General features: G+C 65.1%; 15 protein-coding genes and 1 pseudogene. 9 read left to right on the top strand and 7 right to left on the bottom strand.

The genetic code is table 11. The features are described 5' to 3' along the window. Positions 1-369: 369 nt before the first annotated feature. Both GGD65_RS36860 and GGD65_RS36865 read right to left on the bottom strand, forming a co-directional pair. Positions 370-891, bottom strand: a pseudogene (locus GGD65_RS36860) (REP-associated tyrosine transposase). 57 nt (positions 892-948) lie between these two features. Beyond that, on the bottom strand, positions 949-1,884 hold the full coding sequence (locus tag GGD65_RS36865) for a LysR family transcriptional regulator (RefSeq protein ID WP_183238367.1): 936 nt from the start codon (positions 1,882-1,884) through the stop codon (positions 949-951). Between the two features lie 117 nt (positions 1,885-2,001). Here GGD65_RS36865 and GGD65_RS36870 point away from each other — a divergent pair, with 117 nt between their 5' ends. The 3 genes from GGD65_RS36870 to wrbA all read left to right on the top strand — a co-directional run bounded on the left by GGD65_RS36870 (position 2,002) and on the right by wrbA (position 4,173). After that, complete coding sequence (locus GGD65_RS36870; protein ID WP_183238368.1) at positions 2,002-2,754, top strand: SDR family NAD(P)-dependent oxidoreductase; 753 nt, start codon at positions 2,002-2,004, stop codon at positions 2,752-2,754. Positions 2,755-2,790: 36 nt separating this feature from the next. Next, positions 2,791-3,489 carry a pirin family protein gene (locus GGD65_RS36875; RefSeq protein ID WP_183238369.1) on the top strand — a complete coding sequence of 233 codons (699 nt, stop codon included), beginning with the start codon at positions 2,791-2,793 and terminating at the stop codon, positions 3,487-3,489. A gap of 84 nt (positions 3,490-3,573) precedes the next feature. Beyond that, on the top strand, positions 3,574-4,173 hold the full coding sequence (gene wrbA / locus GGD65_RS36880) for an NAD(P)H:quinone oxidoreductase (protein ID WP_179731692.1): 600 nt from the start codon (positions 3,574-3,576) through the stop codon (positions 4,171-4,173). A 60-nt stretch (positions 4,174-4,233) separates the two neighbouring features. On the opposite strand, the gene GGD65_RS36885 is transcribed toward wrbA, so the two are convergent. Then, entirely contained in the window at positions 4,234-4,710 is a 477-nt protein-coding gene (locus tag GGD65_RS36885; RefSeq protein ID WP_183238370.1) for an Lrp/AsnC family transcriptional regulator, read from the bottom strand. A 122-nt stretch (positions 4,711-4,832) separates the two neighbouring features. On the opposite strand from GGD65_RS36885, the gene GGD65_RS36890 reads away from it, so the two are divergent. Continuing rightward, complete coding sequence (locus tag GGD65_RS36890) at positions 4,833-5,372, top strand: alpha/beta hydrolase (RefSeq protein ID WP_183238371.1); 540 nt, start codon at positions 4,833-4,835, stop codon at positions 5,370-5,372. Positions 5,373-5,393: 21 nt separating this feature from the next. On the opposite strand, the gene GGD65_RS36895 is transcribed toward GGD65_RS36890, so the two are convergent. From GGD65_RS36895 to GGD65_RS36905, 3 genes are all read right to left on the bottom strand, one after another. Then, positions 5,394-6,536 (bottom strand): GNAT family N-acetyltransferase, encoded by a 1,143-nt coding sequence (locus GGD65_RS36895; protein ID WP_183238372.1) that lies wholly within the window; start codon positions 6,534-6,536, stop codon positions 5,394-5,396. Positions 6,537-6,656: 120 nt separating this feature from the next. After that, positions 6,657-8,009 (bottom strand): O-antigen ligase, encoded by a 1,353-nt coding sequence (locus GGD65_RS36900; RefSeq protein ID WP_183238373.1) that lies wholly within the window; start codon positions 8,007-8,009, stop codon positions 6,657-6,659. 15 nt (positions 8,010-8,024) lie between these two features. Then, positions 8,025-9,125 (bottom strand): glycosyltransferase, encoded by a 1,101-nt coding sequence (locus tag GGD65_RS36905; protein WP_183238374.1) that lies wholly within the window; start codon positions 9,123-9,125, stop codon positions 8,025-8,027. Positions 9,126-9,371: 246 nt separating this feature from the next. Here GGD65_RS36905 and GGD65_RS36910 point away from each other — a divergent pair, with 246 nt between their 5' ends. Further along, positions 9,372-10,364, top strand: a complete 993-nt coding sequence (locus GGD65_RS36910) for a glycosyltransferase (RefSeq protein ID WP_183238375.1) — start codon at positions 9,372-9,374, stop codon at positions 10,362-10,364. Positions 10,365-10,367: 3 nt separating this feature from the next. On the opposite strand, the gene GGD65_RS36915 is transcribed toward GGD65_RS36910, so the two are convergent. Then, on the bottom strand, positions 10,368-11,396 hold the full coding sequence (locus GGD65_RS36915; protein ID WP_183238376.1) for a glycosyltransferase family 2 protein: 1,029 nt from the start codon (positions 11,394-11,396) through the stop codon (positions 10,368-10,370). Positions 11,397-11,790: 394 nt separating this feature from the next. Between GGD65_RS36915 and GGD65_RS36920 the strand changes: the two genes are divergently transcribed. From GGD65_RS36920 to galE, 4 genes are all read left to right on the top strand, one after another. Then, entirely contained in the window at positions 11,791-12,591 is an 801-nt protein-coding gene (locus GGD65_RS36920; RefSeq protein ID WP_183238377.1) for a bifunctional 2-polyprenyl-6-hydroxyphenol methylase/3-demethylubiquinol 3-O-methyltransferase UbiG, read from the top strand. A gap of 291 nt (positions 12,592-12,882) precedes the next feature. Further along, positions 12,883-15,252, top strand: coding sequence for an exopolysaccharide transport family protein (locus GGD65_RS36925; RefSeq protein ID WP_183238378.1), 2,370 nt, complete (start codon positions 12,883-12,885; stop codon positions 15,250-15,252). Further along, positions 15,245-16,048 carry a WecB/TagA/CpsF family glycosyltransferase gene (locus GGD65_RS36930; RefSeq protein WP_183238379.1) on the top strand — a complete coding sequence of 268 codons (804 nt, stop codon included), beginning with the start codon at positions 15,245-15,247 and terminating at the stop codon, positions 16,046-16,048. The genes GGD65_RS36925 and GGD65_RS36930 overlap by 8 nt, the downstream gene beginning before the upstream one ends. A gap of 19 nt (positions 16,049-16,067) precedes the next feature. Then, positions 16,068-17,060 (top strand): UDP-glucose 4-epimerase GalE, encoded by a 993-nt coding sequence (gene galE / locus GGD65_RS36935; RefSeq protein ID WP_018321525.1) that lies wholly within the window; start codon positions 16,068-16,070, stop codon positions 17,058-17,060. Positions 17,061-17,150: the final 90 nt, after the last annotated feature.

Consider the following 17,150-nt stretch of genomic DNA (forward strand, 5'->3'; position numbering starts at 1 on the left):
CTCCCTGCGCGCGCCGATATCGAGACACCTGTGATCTCTTCAGGCAAAGACGTGGGCACGCTTCGCTTTGCCCACCCTACGATAGTTTGCACAAACGATAGATTGGCGAGCTGCCGTAGGGTGGGCAAAGGCGCGCTGCGCGCGCCGTGCCCACGGTCACTCTCCGAAATGACCGGCGATGTCGCGCATGTCCCCGCCCCAATCCAAAGGCCTCCCTGCGCGCGCCGATATCGAGACACCTGTGATCTCTTCAGGCAAAGACGTGGGCACGCTTCGCTTTGCCCACCCTACGATAGTTTGCACAAAGGATAGATTGGCGAGCTGCCGTAGGGTGGGCAAAGGCGCGCTCTTCGCGCGCCGTGCCCACGATCACTCTCCGAAATGACCCGCGATGTCGCGCATGTCCCCGCCCCAATCCACGGGGAGGTCGCCCTGCTCCACGTAACGATGAAAGCTGCTGAGGGACCAGTCGCGCACGCGCGTGACGAGCCCGTGTTTCACGGGATTGAAATGGATGTAATCAACGTGTCGCTCCAGATCTGCGTCGTCGCGAATTGTGTGCTCCTAGAAACGCCGCTGCCAGATGCCTTTCTCGCGCTTCTTCAATTTGCTCATTGAAGGCGGCCCGCCCTCCAAGCCTCTCGAAAATCCACCCTTGATCAGATTCCACCGCGACGAAAAATCAGCATCGGCCTCCGGAAGCAACCAAACAGCATGGAGATGGTCGGGCAGGATACAAATGGCGATCGTCTCGAACGGGCGGCGCTGCTGAACTGTTCGGTAAATTCGCCTGAGGCGATCAACTTGGTCTACGAGCAGCGTGCTCGAGCGGTCGGCGAGCACGACGGTGAAGAAGAACATGCTGCCTTGTGCGCGGCGATATCGAGACACTTGCGATCCCCTCGAGCGACGACGTGGGCACGCTTCGCTTTGCCCACCCTACGGCAGTTACGTTGCCCTCGCACCTTTCTTCGCCCGCCGCTTGCATGTGCCCGGCAGCTTGGCCGCGAGGAAATCGCCGAGCGCTTCGACGCGGGCGGGACGGGGGCCGCCGGGGGGCGTTACCAGGTGTACGGCGCCTTCGGCCTGCTTCCAGTCCTTCAGGATCACTTCGACGGCGCCCGACGAGATCGCTTCGCCAACGATGAATTCGGGCAGCTCGGCGATGCCGAGGCCCGCTATCAACGCCGGCATCACGGCTTCGCCGTTGTTGACGCGGAGCTGTCCACCCGGGCGCACGCTGGCCTGCTCGCCGGCGGAATTGGTGTAGTGCCAGATGTTGGGCGTCGACATATAGGCGTAGCTGAAGCACTTGTGCTCGGCCAGGTGCATGGGATGCGTCGGCCGGCCGTGCTTCTTCAGATAGGACGGCGCGGCCACGGTGAAGCGCGGCATGGTGAAGAGCCGCCGCGCGAGCAGCGAGGAGTCCGGTAGCCGCGCTATCCGCACCGCCATGTCAAAACCCTCGCCGATCAGGTCGACGGTCGCATCGCTCAAATGCAGATCGACCGAGACTTCCGGATAGGCCTCGAAAAACTCCGGCAGCAGCGGCGCCACCGCCTTGATGCCGAACGTCATGGGCACGGCGAGCCGCACCAGGCCCCGCGGCGCCACCGATTGCGCCAGCGCCTCGTTCTCCGCCGCTTCACCGTCGGCCAACAGGCGCGTCGCGCGCTCGGCGAGCTTGTGCCCGGCATCGGTCAGCGCGAGCCGGCGCGAGGTGCGGTTGAACAGCCGGGCGCCGAGACGCTCCTCCAGGCGGGTGACCGCCTTGGACACAGTCGCCTTCGACATCGCCAACTCGCTCGCGGCCCCCGCGAACGACCGCAATTCCACGACTTTTGCGAAGATCGCGAGTGCCTCGAAATCGGGAAGTTTTGCCATGGCGACCCATCCATAGGGATATTTATGGAAACAATGCGTTTCAACAGTTTCTATTTCTATACCACAGACGGAGGTTTATCCAAGGGGTCATCAGACATTCAGGACTGGAGAAATCCAATGACCAGGAAGCTCTCAGGCAAGGTTGCCCTCGTCACCGGCGGCTCGCGCGGCATCGGCGCGGCTTCTGCCCGCGCTCTCGCAGACGAAGGCGCGGATGTCGCCATCAGCTACGTGGCCTCGCCGGAAAAAGCGGAAGCCGTCGTCACCGAGTTGAAGGCCAAGGGCGTCAGGGCCCGCGCTTTCAGGGCGGACCAGGCTTCCGCGCAGGACGTCACGCAACTGGTCAACGACGTCGCCAGGGAATTCGGCCATCTCGACATCCTCGTCAACAATGCCGGCGTTGCCGCGGGCGGTGCCATCGACGACGCCAATGCCGACACGGATGCCCTCGCCCGCCAGGATCAGGTCAACGTGCACGGCGTCATCGCGGCAATCCGCGCCGCCTCGCAGCTGATGGGTGAAGGCGGCCGCATCGTCACCGTCGGCTCCATGCTGGCCGACCGCGCCTCGTTCCCGGGCCTTGCCGACTACGTCGCCACCAAGGCGGCCGTCGTCGGCTACACCAAGGGCGCGGCACGCGACCTCGGACCGCGCGGCATCACCGTGAACGTGGTGCAGCCCGGATCGATCGACACCGACATGAATCCGAAGGATGGCGGCGAGTTCGCCGAGACCCAGCGCAAGCAGCACGCGCTGCAGCGCTTCGGCCGTCCCGAGGAAGTCGCCGCCGGCATCGTCTTCCTCGCAAGCCCGGACGCCTCCTTCGTCACCGGCACGGTGCTCAACGTCGACGGCGGGTTCGGCGCCTGATCGAGGCGCCAACCACCCACACAAGGAATTACGCAGATGATCGAACTCAGACCTTTCAACAAGCTCGGCGGCGCCGACCACGGCTGGCTCAAGGCCAAGCATCACTTCTCCTTCGCTGGCCATTACGACCCGAACAACATGGGTCACGGCGCATTGCGGGTGTGGAACGACGACGAGATCGCGCCCAACACCGGCTTTCCCGCCCATCCCCACGCCAACATGGAGATCATCACCTATGTGCGCGAGGGCGCGATCACCCATCAGGACAGCCTCGGCAACGAGGGCCGCACTGAAGCAGGCGACGTGCAGGTGATGAGTGCCGGCAGCGGCATCCGCCACTCCGAGTACAATCTGGAGCCGACCCAGACGCGGATCTTCCAGATCTGGATCGAGCCGACGACGCGCGGCGGACAGCCGACCTGGGGTTCGAAGCCGTTTCCGAAAGCGAATCGCTCCGGCAAGCTCGTCACCATCGCGAGCGGGTTCGATGACGATGCGGATGCGCTGCCGATCCGCGCCGATGCGCGGGTGCTCGCCACCACGCTCAAGGCGGGCGAGAGCGCGGAGTACGCACCAGAGAAGGCGCGGCATCTCTACCTGGTGCCTGCGGCAGGTTCAGTCGAGATCAACGGCGTGCGCGTCAACGCCCGCGACGGCGCCGCGATCCGCGACGAGGACCGGCTGAAGATCACCGCGCTCGAGGACACCGAGCTCGTGCTCGTCGACGCGGCCTGACGACTCTCTCCGTCATGGCCGGGCTTGTCCCGGCCATCCACGCCTCAAACAACCATTCAAACTCATCCCCCAACGGAGACCACCATGACCAAAGTTCTCGTCCTCTATTATTCCGCCTATGGCCATATCGAGGCGATGGCCAACGCCGTCGCCGAGGGCGCGCGCGAGGCCGGCGCCACCGTCGACGTCAAGCGCGTACCGGAGCTGGTGCCGGCCGAGGTCGCCAAAGCCTCCTATTACAAGGTCGATCAGGACGCCCCCATCGCCAAGATTGAGGATCTCGCCAATTACGACGCAATCATCGTCGGCACCGGCACCCGCTTCGGCCGCATGGCCTCGCAGATGGCGAACTTCCTCGATCAGGCCGGCGGGCTCTGGGCCAAGGGCGCACTGCACGGCAAGGTCGGCGGCGCCTTCACATCGACTGCGACCCAGCATGGCGGCCAGGAGACGACGCTGTTCTCGATCATCACCAACCTCTTGCATTTCGGCATGGTCGTGGTCGGCATGAACTACGGCTTCGCCGGCCAGATGAAGCTCGACGAAGTCACGGGCGGCGCACCCTACGGCGCCACCACGATCACCGGCGGCGACGGCAGCCGCCAGCCCAGCGCCAACGAGCTCGCCGGCGCGCGCTATCAGGGCCGCCAGATCGCAGAGACCGCCAAGAAGCTCCATGGCTAGGCTCCATGGCTAGCACACGGCTGACGCGACGGGCGGCATTTCTCTTTCGGGAATGCCGCCTCAGCTCCGCTCGGCCTTCTTCCTGACGAGGTCTTTGCCGATCGGCCGCGCCGGTTCGCTCCGCAGCACCAGCGAGGTCGTCACAGTGCCGAAACCGGCAATGCGATCCACGATCGTTTCGAGATCTTCCGGCGCCGGAACCAGCACCTTCAGCACGAAGCAGTCATCGCCGGTCACGCGATGGACTTCGATGATGTACGGAATCTCGCTGAATCTCTTCAGGCAGGTCTTGATGTGCTCATGCGACGTGCGCAGGCGCACCAGCGCCATCAGGCCAAGCCCGAGCGCACGCGGGTTGATCCGGGCACCGTAGCCTTCGATGATGCCGGCTTCCTCCAGCCGCTTGACGCGCTCGGAGACAGCCGGCTGGGACAGGCCGACGGAACGGCGAAGCTCGGACAACGGCACGCGCGCATTGGCCTGCAGCGCCTCCAGGATCTTCAGGTCCTTGGCGTCGATGCTTCCGAAACGATCCAAGAAAATTCTCCATTCCGCCTTGAGATCATCGGCAGATGATCGATTCGGCCGATGACTTGCCATGTCACGCAGCACCGTGACCGGCCACACTGCGCCTCCATCTCAGATATCACGGGACGATCATGCACGACATCATCATCTTGCCCGGCCTCGGCGGCTCCGGCGACACCCATTGGCAGACCCTCTGGGAGCGCAGTGATGCCCGCTTCAATCGATTTCAGCCGACGAGCTGGGACCAGCCCGAGCTCGACGACTGGGAGCAATCGCTGGAGCGAGCGGTCAGGCGCTGCGCGAAGCCGCCGGTGCTGGTGGCCCACAGCCTCGCCTGCCTGCTGGTGGCGCACTGGGCCGCCCGCTTCCCATCCGCGATCGCGGGTGCGTTTCTGGTCGCGGTGCCCGATCCTGACGGCACCAGCTTTCCCGGCGAGGCCGCCGCGTTCAAGCCGGCCCCCGACCGCGCGCTGCGCTTCCCTTCGCTCATCATCGCCAGCACGAACGATCCCTATGGCAGCCTCGAGGTGACACAGCGACGCGCACGCGCCTGGCAGTCGGGCCTGATCGTGCCGGGCGCACTCGGCCACATCAATGGGTCGAGCGGGCTCGGCGACTGGCCGCAGGGTCGCGCATTGCTGGATGCCTTCTGCGCGGGCCTTCCGAGATGACGGGCGAGCAGACAGCCTGTGTCAGCGCATCTTGCGTATCGCCCGCGCCGCGAGGGCGGCGGCCGCGGGATAGCGGCGCAGGCCCTGCGCGGCGTGGTCGCGCCATGCGAAAGGAGCGCCGCGCCAGGTCAGCGCGACGCTGACGTCGGTCAGCGGCACCCGCTCGGCGCCGAAGCGCCGCTTGTAGTCCTGATTGCCGATGCTGAGGTCGAAACGGCGCACGCCCGCCGCATGCATCGCGGCCATCGTGCGCTCGGCGACGAGCAGGCCCGGCGAGCAGCTCGACCATGGGTCGCCGCCGTGGCTGATGCGCAGCAGGTAATAAGTCGCGCCCTGCCTGATGCCGAATGACGTGCCGATGACAGCTTCATCGCAGACCAGTGCCGCAACGACGGCATAGCCTTCTGCAATGCCCTGGCGGGCAACCTCGCGGTAGAACCGCGCATGCGCGTCGTCATTGAGGACGAACCGCGAGCCGAGCTGGCGCATGCGCGCCTGCTGCTGGACATCCATCACGTCCAGCAGCTCATGCGCGCGCGCAACGTCGGCGGCGATCTCGAACCGCGCGCCTTGGTGCCGGCTGAAGACGCGCCAGCAGCGCGGCATCTGCATGCGCTTGATCGACGCTTGATAGTTCTCATAGTCGTCGCCCATCAGCACGACATTGCCGTTCAGCGATGAGGATCCGATCCGCCCGAACGCCACCAGCGGATTCGGCTTGCCACCGACCTGGGCTGGCATCTTCTTCAGGCGGAGCAGGTCGAAGCGGTCCGGCAAGGCGCGCAATGCCTCGACCAGTGCCAAGCTGATCGCATCCATCGCCGCCGCGTCCAACGCGGCATCGCTCGCCAGGATCGGCGCGTTGTTGTCGGAGACGCCGAGATCGGCGAATTCAACGATGCGGATGCCGCGCCTGATGTGGCTGATCATCGGCACCATCGCGATGTCCTTGCCGGTGGCGGCATCCGAGATGATCGCGATCAGCGGCGCAAAATCGTGAAACGCCTCATACCATGCATCGAGCCAGTAACCATGCTGGAATGCGGTGCGATGCCCGGCGCTCAGACGCGACGCGGCCTGCCGCCAGTCACGCAGGAAATCGACAGCGATGTTCGACGTGCTGGACACGAGGCCATCTGGTTGCTCGACGCTGAGGAACGTCATCTGCGGGGCATACGATTACTGAATGGTTCGAGGTAGATTATTGTTTTGTCGCACACCACAAGAGACCTAGCCGCTCAATCGTTAAGCCGATGCCACCATCGCCCCGACTGCGACAAGCTGTCAGCGCTCCGGTTCCATCTGCTCAACGCATTGGAACCTGGCGAGGAAATGCAGGCCGGCCACCGCGAGCGCGAACATGAACCAGATCGGATTCTGCCGTTCGAGCAGGAAGGTCTCGGTCGCGCCGTAGTACAGGCCGAACAGCCATACGGTCAGGAACAGCTTTGCCAGTGCGCCACTGCGGTTGTGTGTCTGGGCTGACTGGAAATTACGGAGGGGGGCGAGCACGAACACGAGAATCACGAGCAGCAGCCCCGGCAGACCGATGGTGACCGCGAGGTCGAGATAGCTGTTGTGGCTGTGCGCCGCCGACGTCGCCCATTCGGCGCCCTGGGCGGTCTGCCGCGCCGTGACATCATCCCAGAAGGCGGCATAGCCGTGACCGGTGATCGGCTTCTCGGCGACGGCCGCCAGTGCGAACTCCCAAATCGCGGAACGGCCCGTGAAGGTCGGATCAAGGGGAAGCAGCCGCGTCATACCGCCGAGCGTCGGGCTCAAGACACTGCCGACCGTCAAAAGGTTCATCACGATCAGCGGCACGAAGCAGATGATCCGCTTCAGCCACAGACTCGGCGTCACGTAGACCAGCGACGCGAGCGCGTAGATCGCAAGGCACAGCACCGACGACGTCTTGCCGCCGGTGAAGATCAGGAAGATGCCGGCAAGCGCGGCGATCGCCGGTCCCATCACGAACGAGCCGACGGCGGTCAGGTAGATCCCGACATAGACCAGGATGGTCATCACGGGCGAGGCGATGTTCTTATGGCCAAAACTGCCGCGCCAGTCGCCGGCAAGCTGCGGCTCGCCAATATCAAGCCCGGTGTGGATCGAATAGTGCGGCGCGAGGAAGACGCCGAGATAGCAGAGCGCGAGCAGCACCAGCGCGGCAGCACCCAGGCACAGGTTGAAGCTGCGCTGCGTCGGCGGCAGCAATGGCAGCAGGACTGCGAGCGACGTCACGCTGGCGGCGAGCACGAAGCGCTGGATCGAAACGCCGCGGCTTTCGGAGAGGACGATGTTGATCACCAGCCAGCCCACGAGGCAGAGATGAAGCGGCGTCACCAGAGTCTTCAGCGCGGGCGCATCCGTGGTCGCGACGAGCAGCACCGCGACCGCAGCGAGCAGTCCCCACGAAACATAGGCCAGCGCCATTCGTCCGCCGACGACGGTGGTAACATCGGGATTGCGCAGGTCCGGGAACGGATCGAGCGTCACCAGCACCAGCAGCAGCGAGGCGACGGCGACGAGGCAGCGCGCCGCCTGCACGGCATTGAGCTCCGCCAGGCCGTCGCGGAAGGCGCGGCCCAACGATCGGGCCTCGAGGTCAGTCATGTCGGCGGCGCTGCGGTCCATGCTGCGGTCCACGGCTCAAGACACTTGGTGACGCCGGTGAAGTTCGAGGTCCCGGTTCAACCCCATTGAGCGTCCGTCACCAGGCCTTTCGGAAGCCTGCGCCACCGGCTGGCGCACGATGCTCCGCGCGATCTCGTAATATTGCAGCGCCCGTTGCTCCAGCGTGAGACTGTCCAGGATATAGCCGCGCGGATCGAACGCGCCCGCGGCACACCCTTCCCAGAAATTGTCCCACCCCGCCTCGAATCCTGCGACGTCGACGAATTTGGCCCCGCAGCGCTCATCCCAATACGGCACCGACGACACGGGCGCGAACTGCACGCGGTGCGGATAGTAATCGGGGTCTCGCCACGGGCCGCCCGGATCCCAGGCGAATACCGGCACGCCGCAAGACAAGGCCTGCTGATAGGCGATGCCCTGGCTCTCGTTCTGACACAGGAAGATCATCGCGCGCGAGGCCGCCAGCGCCGCCTGATAATCTTCTTCCTTGTAGCTGCCATAACGCAGCTCCGTGAACGAGCGCCCCTCTTTTCGCAGGCGGGCGCGGACGGGTTCGATCAACTCCGGCGCATAGCGCTCGCGGTCCCAGTGGACCTTGTCGTAGATCAGCACGTCGACCGCCTTCTGCGAGGCCTGCGACGGCGCCCAGAGATCGGTTTCGATGCCGACCGGCCAGGCCTCCGTCTCGGGCCAATACGGCCGGTACATGTCGACGTACCAGGGGCCGGGCACCACGACCTTCTTCACCGGCAGGCGCTTGAACAGATCGGGGTCGTCAAGCGGATGATTGTGCGCGGCGACGCCGAGCAGGATCGGGTTCTTCCACGAGAACTTGTCGAGCAGGAAGGTGCGGCCGATGATGCAGGCGAGCTCGTCGGGATGCCGCGCGATGTAGCCGTAATCGTTGACGCGGTAGCGGATGCCGAGCCGATCGAGCCCCGCACAGAGATTGAGGAACACGCGGAGCTGGCCGCTCATGCGCGGCTCGCCGAGCAGCAACCGGCGCGCCATGCGTCGCAGATGCCGGTCGCCGGGAAACCAGCGATCGTCCTTGTCCTCATAGAAGAGGTTGAGGATCATCGCATCTGGGTCGTGTTCGAATGTCTTTGCGGGCACTGGATTCCATCCGCGGCAGCCGGATGCGCATTCTCGCATGGGACCGGCGGTCGCACTCTTCCAAATTTGCCACAGGCTTAATGCCAGCGGCTTAACGCTAATTGACGAAACCAGCGCCACACACGGCTTCACGGCAACGATCTGGCTGTAATGCGAGTATCATTCGCGGGGCCTGCCCACGTTGCGATCGATCGCATCATCCATTCAGCGCACGCGTCCTGGTTAACAGACTCTTAAAGGCGAGCCGTGGCTCAGATCACCGCCGAAGACGTCCTCGATTTGCCGGCCACCAGACGCGTCGTTCCGGCGGCACGCCAGCCGCTGCCGTCGAGCTCGACCTGGTCGGTGTCCGTCGTCATTCCCGCCAAGAACGTTGCGGCCTATGTCGGCGAAACCCTCACCAGCGCACTGGCGCAGGGCGAGGTGGGCGAAGTCATCGTCGTGGACGACGGCTCGACCGACAACACCGCCGCCATCGTCCGCGGCATTCGCGATCCGCGGCTGCACCTGATCACGAATGATTCCGCCGGTGTGTCGGCAGCGCGCAATCTCGGTGCGCGATATGCCCGCGGCGACTGGCTGCTCTTCCTCGATGCCGATGACCGCCTTCGCCCCGGCGCAGTGGCGGCGCTGCTGGAGGCGGCACGCGCGGCTCCGCGGGCGGTGCTCGTCTATGGCGATTACAACACGATCGACAGCGAAGGACATCAGATCGGTCGGCGCGGCCTGCTGAAGGGGCGCCGGAAGCCGTCCGGCGACGTGCTGACGCGGCTCGCCGCCGGCAATTTCATCGTCAATGGCGGCATCGCGCTCGCGCGCGCGGAAGCTTTCCGGGCCATCGGCGGCTTTGATACGTCCTTGAGATATTGCGAGGACTGGCATTGCTGGTGCCGCCTGGCGGCGATCGGCGAGTTCGAATTCGCGCCAAAACTGCTGCTCGATTATCGCTTGCACACCGCCAACACCATGAACGCGGCGGTGCGGACGCCCAAGGATTTCTTCCCGGCCATCGCGCGGGTATTCGACGACGGGCTGATTCTGGCACGCCTGCCCGAGGGCACGGCGGCCGGACTGCGCCTTGCCGCCGAACTTCATCTCATCACCTACTCGGCGATGCAGGCGGTTCGTTTCGGCCGATATCGCCAGGCTTTTGGCTATCTTGGAATGGTCGGCCGCCGCTCGCTCAAGGCGTTGCCGCGCGCCGCGGCCAGGACTGCCCTCGCCCGCTTCGGCATCTGATCGTCACGACACGATCTTCGAGGCCTCATAGGGCTTCGGCTCGATCCCGAACGCCGCGAGCATCGAGCCGAACGCGACCATCACGGGGTGCATCGCGACGACGGCTTTCGACGACGTCAGCAGACCTGCGGACCGAATTAGCGAGAGCGGCAACCGTCCGAGCATCTGTACGAACACCCGCGCCCGCGCCGCCGCGCTCTGCGCGGCCTTGTACTGCACGCGATAATTGATGGCGCCGATGCGCAGGCCGCGCTTGGCGATCCAGCCGAGGCTGGTGCGGCTTTGCGGCACGGTCTCGGTGATGACGGCCTCCGCCGTCCAGTGGAAGATCATGCCGGCATCACGGCACCGCACGAAGAAATCGCAATCGCCGCCGCCGAGGAAATTGAAGCGCAGGTCGAAGGCGGGACGATCGAACCGCTCGAAGGCCGCGCGCGTGATCAGACAATTACCGCAGCCATAGATCAGCGGCACCGCGCCGGAATAGTCGTAGGCGGGACGGAAAGCGGGATGACGCGACAGCCACGGCTTGCTGTCGTCATCGAACACAGGCAGCACCGGCCCGCCGACCACGTCGGCGCCGGTCGCCTCCGCGGTGCGGACCATCAATTCGAGCCAGTCGCTTGACGCGATCTCGTCGTCGTCGATCATCAGGAAGCGGGTTGCGGCAGGAAACAGTGCCTGCGCCGTCTCGAACGCAGCATTGATCGCCTGGCAATTGCCCTGCCGTTTCTCGACGAGGCAGACACCCTGCAGCCTGCCGGCGGCCAGAAACTCCGCGGCAACCGGCGCGCTCTCGCGCTGCGTGGCATCGTTCTCGACCATGACGACGGCAAAGGAACGCGGGGTCCGCTGGTTCGCCAGCGACTCCAGCGTCAACCGCAGATGCTGCGGACGGCGGAAGCAGGGAATGCAGACGACGATACCGACCGACAGGTCGATGACCGCGGAGCTCGCCACAATCTCCCGGTTGGGATCGCGCACGGCATCCGAGATACGCGTGGCAGACAGGTCTGTCGGGATCAATGTCATGACGTTCTAGATGTCCGAGATATATTGAGAAAGCCCTGCTTCATTCGTACGTCCCGCGACGGTACATCGTCGCGGGACAGGTGCGTCCCAAAACGAACGGCCTGTTGATGGCGCGTGCCTGCGCCTCACGCCAGTCTCCCGACCGTCCCAAGACAACATCATGCGTTTAACCGCTTTCGCCTGTTTCTCCCGCGAAATCATGCGCACGTGGTACTGCAATTCGCGGTCCACGCGTCGACCAAGACCCAACATGAACAATGCCGTAGTTAATGCGCATGCGCATTAACCCGACCGTAAGCACTGCGACCGGTGAGACGGCGCGGCATCAGATTTGCTCTTCGGGCTCGCGATATTTTTCCTGTAAATTTGAATAGAACAAGCGCGGTCAGAAAATATGAACAAGCCAGCCACGATCGATTTTGCGACAGCCACGGCGATCCGGATCCCCGCGACCGCGGCCCCCGTCCAGGCACTTCACGATCTCGTCCCGGGCGAAGCGCGCGACAGCCTGCTCGCCGTTCACGACGTGCTGCGGCGCGAACTGCCGCAAGGCCAGCTCGCCATCTATGAAGCCGGCGGCGGCTCGTGCAGCGTCCTGCCGCCGGAATTGCCTGGACGCAGCAAGGTCACCGTCGTCGACATCGACGAGGACCAGGTCCGCAACAACACCTACGCGGACGAGGCTATCCTCGGCGACGTGCAGACCTACCGCTTCGAGCGCGAGACCTTCGATCTCGTGATCTGCTACAACGTGATCGAGCATCTGCCCCACGTCGACGCCGCGCTCCTGAATTTCCGCGATGCGCTCAAGCGCGGCGGCCTGATCCTGATCGGCGCGCCCAATCCCCGCTCGCTCTCCGGCGTCGTCACCAAATATTCGCCGCACTGGTTTCACGTCTGGTTCTACCGGCACATCCGCGGCATCAAGGATGCCGGCATGCCCGGTGAGCCACCGTTCCCCACCTTCTTCCATCCGCTGGTGACGCTGCCCCGGCTCGAAGCCTTCGCGGCCGCCAACGGCCTTGAGATGATCTACCGCCGCGAGGTCGAGAGTCCGCGCTATCCCGAGATGCGCCGGAGCAAGCCGCTGTTCGCGGCGCTCGTGGACGCCGGCGCCGCCGTGTTGAATATCATGCTTTCGCGCGGGACCGACGTCCGTCGCGGCGACTATCACGTCATCCTGCGGAAGAGCTGACGATCATGGCGCGCGCGCGGCCCATTGCAGAACAGGCGGAGCTTCGCAGCCATGCCGCGCGCGGTAACGAACCGTTAATCTCCAGGGAGCCCCGGCATCGCTGGCGTCACGAGGACGCACTGCGGAGTGGCATGCGCTTAAACGCTTTGTTTGCCATTTCGGTGAATAGTCCCTCAATGAGTATGGTTAATTTTCCCTGTTGCGTTGATTGGGCACCTATATCCCGGGTGCATGGCGTAGAGCGAAGAGTAGCCCCTCAGCCTGCGGCATTTGGAATGAAAGCTGGGGATCATGCTTGACTATAACCAGCCGATAGATCGGGCCAGACCGGAGTCGCCGCAACAGAGGCCCCAGGCCGGCTTCAACGTGCTGGAGCTCGCCAATTTGCTCTGGCGACGCAAGATCGCGATTACCGCGGCTGCCCTGCTCGGTGCAACGCTCGCCGTTACCGTGGGCAAGAGCCTGACGCCCCGCTACACCGCCACCGCCCAGCTCTATGTCGATCCGCGCGAGCTTCAGCTCGTCGACCGCGAACTCACACCGCGCGCGCAGGACGTCTCCGGCATGGCCATGGTGGTGGAGAGCCAGGCGCGGCTGATCACCTCCAACAGCGTACTGCTCAAGGTGATCCAGCAGGCGGGTCTCGACAAGGACCCGGAATTCGGCGGCGGCAGCGACGGCCAGAGCCTGATGTCGTCGCTGCTCGGCCTGATCGGTCTGCAGCCCCGCGCTCCCTCCGCTGCGGACAACAAGGAGGTGCAGCTTGCGGCACTCGAGGCGCTGAACAGGCACATCACGATCCGCAAGACCGAGAAGAGCTTCATCGTCGACATCGAGGTCTGGTCGACGGATCCGGCGAAGGCGGCGATGCTCGCCAACACGCTGACCAATGCCTACCTCGCCGAGTCCCGCAACTCGCAGGCTTCGGCCGCACGGCGCGCCACCAACGATCTCTCCGGCCGCCTCAAGGAGCTGCGCGAGCGGCTGCGCAACGCCGAAACCGCGCTCGCCACCTACAAGGCCCAGAACAATTTCGTCGGCACCCAGGATGCGCTGATCAGCGATCAGCAGCTTTCCGCCAGCAATCAGCGGCTTTCCGCGGCCCGCGCCGCGACGATGGATGCCCAGGCGCGGCTCGACCAGATCGAGGCGAGCCGCCGTACCGCGGCCGATGCCGGTGCGATCCCGGAAGCGCTGCAATCGCCGACGATTGCGAACCTGCGCGCGCAATATGCCGATGCGCGCAAGAAATATGCTGAGCAGGCCGGCGAGCTCGGGCCGCGCCATCCGGCACTGCGCCAGACCGAGAAGCAGGTCGAGGATCTCAAGCGCACCATCAGCGAGGAGATCGATCGCTTCGCCCAGTCGGCCAAGAACGATCTGACGCGCGCCCGCGACTATGAGGCCTCGCTCAACCGGGCCATGGAAGCGCAGAAGCGGCAGAGCGTGCAGCTCAGCCAGGCCGCCGTCCGCCTGCGCGAGCTCGAGCGCGAGGCCGATGCCAGCCGCGACGTCTATCAATCCTTCCTCAAGCGCTCGCGCGAGACCGAGGAGCAGGAGACGCTGAACACTTCGGCGGCCCGCGTCATCGGCGAAGCGACGGTGCCGCAGCGGCGCTCGTTCCCGCCCGCGATGAGCCTGTTCGCCATGATCGGCTTCATCTTCGGCGCGCTCGCGGCGTCAAGCTGGTTCGCCGCGGTCGAACTCCTGCTCGTCGGCGCGCCGGCGCCCGCGCCAGCCCGCCGTGCGGGCAAGCCGGCACCGGAGAGAACGCGCACTCCCGAGGTATTGCCGGCTCCGGCAGCTCCGCAACCTCCTCAGGTCTCGCGACCTCAGGAAGTGGCGCAGGCGCTGCCAGAACTTGCCGCGCCATCGCTGCAGCCTGCGATGGTCGAAAAGCCCCTGATCGAAAAGCCGCTGATCGCCCGCCTCCAGGAGGCCGACGTCATCCACACGCTCGGAGCCATTCTCGCCACCGGAGGCGGCGTCGACCTCACCCGGCTGGGCTGGCCGACATTGCGGCCCGGCTTTCCGCTGACGAAGCTGCTCAACGCCTGGCGCGATATGCGCACTGCCGTGGCCCGGCGCGCCGGCGACAAGGCGATGCCGGTCATCGCGCTCGTCGGCGCCGGCGAGACCACCGGACGCAGCGTGATCGCGCTGAATTTCGCGCTTGCGGCCGCGCGCGACGGCGCCCGCGTGCTGATGATCGATGCCGACCATCAGGCCCACGCACTCTCGAACAAGGTCAGCCGCCCCGGCAGGAACGAACCGAGCAGGCTCGGCTGGCTCTCGATCGGCAGCAAGGCCGCACGCGAGATCAAGACGGTCAACGGCATTTCGGTGCTGCCGGCCGGCGAGGGCGACGCCGGAAAGGCTGCCGACGCGATCCGCAAGGCGATTGCGCAGGCGCGCGCCGCGGGCGGCTATGACCTCGTGATCCTCGACGGCCCCGTGATGCCGCTTCTTGCCGGCGGCCGAAAGCTGCTCGACGACACCGACGCGCTGGTGGCGGTGCTGCCGACCAGCCTCGACATCAACGACAGCCTGGAAGAGATCCTGACCGCGCTGGGCCGCGCCGAGCGCAAGCTCGTCGGCGTCGTGCTGGACGAGCTCACCCCTGCAATCCAAACGCGCCAGCGAGGCAGACAATATGCTTGAGCGTCGCGTCAACCTCGACGGACGGGCAGCAACGGCCGACGTGCCGCGAATCACCGTCGGCGGGCTCCGCATGGCCGCGATCGATCTGGAAGCGACCGCCGATTTCATGATCGAAGCGACCGATCCCGACAATCGCATCGGCCGTCCGTTGTTCCTGACCTCGGCCAATGGCGAGGTGCTGGCGCGCTGCTCGACGGAACCGCAGACCGAGCGCCTGTTCCGCGCCGCCGACCTGATCAATGCCGACGGCCAGCCGCTGGTGGCGGCATCAAAGCTGCAATCCTGGTTTCCCCTGCCCGAGCGCGTCGCGACCACGGACCTGTTCCACGTCGTCGCGCGCAAGGCGGAAGCGGTCGGCCGCACCTTCTACATGTTCGGCGCCAGCGAGGCCGAAAACATCGTGGCGGTCGATAACGTCCAGAAGATGTATCCGAACCTCAAGATCATCGGACGCAGCCACGGCTATCTGCGAGGCGAGGCGCTGCGCGCCAAAATCGAGGAGATCAACGCGCTTGCGCCGGACTATCTGTGGGTCGCGCTCGGCGTGCCCAACGAGCAGGCATTCGTGGAGGAATTCACGCCGTACCTGACCAATGTTGGCGTTATCAAGACATCAGGCGGCCTGTTCAACTTTTTGTCGGGCAGCCGTTCCCGGGCGCCGCAATGGATGCAGAAGATCGGACTCGAATGGGCCTGGCGCACCTTGCTCGAGCCGCGCCGCCTGTTCTGGCGCTATTTGACCACCAACCCCCGCGCCCTCTATCTTCTCTTCAGCCGCAACCGGCCCCTCCGCTAAGAGAAGAGCAGAAGACGATATGACCGACCGACCGACCGTCCTCGTCACCGGGGGCGCGGGCTATATTGGCTCGCATGCCTGCCGCGCATTGACCGCCGCCGGCTACCAGCCCGTCGTTTATGACAATCTCTCGACAGGTCATCGCAGCTTCGTTGCCGGCCCCCTGGTGACGGGCGATCTGCTCGACGGCACGGCGCTGGCACGCGCCTTCGCCGACCACAAAATCACGGCGGTGATGCATTTCGCGGCAGCGAGCCTGGTCGGCGAGTCCATGACCGATCCGCAGAAATACTACATCAACAACGTTCAGGGCACGCTGTCGCTGTTGCAGGCGATGCGCAACGCAGGCTGCCATCGCATCGTGTTCTCCTCGACCGGCGCCGTCTACGGCAATGCCGATTCCAAGGAGCTGCCGGAAGACTTTCCCTGCATGCCGATCAATCCCTATGGCGCGTCGAAATTGATGATCGAGCGCATGCTCGCCGATTATCGCTCGGCCTATGGCTTCGGCGCGTTCTGCCTGCGCTATTTCAACGCCAGCGGCGCCGATCCGGCCGGCGGCATCGGCGAGCTGCGCGACAATGAAACCCACCTCATTCCCCGCGCCATGATGGCGCTGCAGGGCCATGTCGACTTCGCGGTGTTCGGCGATGACTACGACACGCCCGACGGAACCGCGATCCGCGACTACATCCACGTCACCGACCTCGCCGCGGCGCATGTCGCGGCCCTGAAGCTACTGGAAGAGGGGCATGCCGGCGGCAGCTTCAACCTCGGCACCGGCTCCGGCTTTTCCGTGCGCGAGATCCTGAACGCGATCAGGCAGGAGACCGGCCGCGAGGTGCCGCACACCGTCAAGCCGCGCCGCGCCGGCGATCCCACTTATCTGGTCGCCGATCCCTCCGCTGCGCGAAAGGTGCTGAACTTCGTGCCTGGCCATTCCGACCTGGCGACGGTCATCCGCACCGCCTGGGCCTGGCACCAGAAGGCGCATCCGTTCAGACAGCGTTAGGCAATCGGGGCGCCCGCGCCTTGATCAGCGGAGGCGTGAACGGCTAGACTGGGCCTTCGCTGCCGGCAACGATGCCGGCATGCATGCTCG

Source organism: Bradyrhizobium sp. CIR18 (genome assembly GCF_014198295.1).
Classification (GTDB): domain Bacteria; phylum Pseudomonadota; class Alphaproteobacteria; order Rhizobiales; family Xanthobacteraceae; genus Bradyrhizobium.

Excerpts from the sequence above, each read along its gene's own strand:
- GGD65_RS36915 (WP_183238376.1), bottom strand. The coding sequence starts at position 11,396 with ATGACATTGATCCCGACAGACCTGTCTGCCACGCGTATCTCGGATGCC.
- GGD65_RS36895 (WP_183238372.1), bottom strand. The coding sequence starts at position 6,536 with ATGACGTTCCTCAGCGTCGAGCAACCAGATGGCCTCGTGTCCAGCACG.
- GGD65_RS36900 (WP_183238373.1), bottom strand. The coding sequence starts at position 8,009 with ATGGACCGCAGCGCCGCCGACATGACTGACCTCGAGGCCCGATCGTTG.
- GGD65_RS36925 (WP_183238378.1), top strand. The coding sequence starts at position 12,883 with ATGCTTGACTATAACCAGCCGATAGATCGGGCCAGACCGGAGTCGCCG.
- GGD65_RS36920 (WP_183238377.1), top strand. The coding sequence starts at position 11,791 with ATGAACAAGCCAGCCACGATCGATTTTGCGACAGCCACGGCGATCCGG.
- galE (WP_018321525.1), top strand. The coding sequence starts at position 16,068 with ATGACCGACCGACCGACCGTCCTCGTCACCGGGGGCGCGGGCTATATT.
- GGD65_RS36865 (WP_183238367.1), bottom strand. The coding sequence starts at position 1,884 with ATGGCAAAACTTCCCGATTTCGAGGCACTCGCGATCTTCGCAAAAGTC.
- GGD65_RS36870 (WP_183238368.1), top strand. The coding sequence starts at position 2,002 with ATGACCAGGAAGCTCTCAGGCAAGGTTGCCCTCGTCACCGGCGGCTCG.
- GGD65_RS36875 (WP_183238369.1), top strand. The coding sequence starts at position 2,791 with ATGATCGAACTCAGACCTTTCAACAAGCTCGGCGGCGCCGACCACGGC.
- GGD65_RS36890 (WP_183238371.1), top strand. The coding sequence starts at position 4,833 with ATGCACGACATCATCATCTTGCCCGGCCTCGGCGGCTCCGGCGACACC.
- GGD65_RS36930 (WP_183238379.1), top strand. The coding sequence starts at position 15,245 with ATGCTTGAGCGTCGCGTCAACCTCGACGGACGGGCAGCAACGGCCGAC.
- wrbA (WP_179731692.1), top strand. The coding sequence starts at position 3,574 with ATGACCAAAGTTCTCGTCCTCTATTATTCCGCCTATGGCCATATCGAG.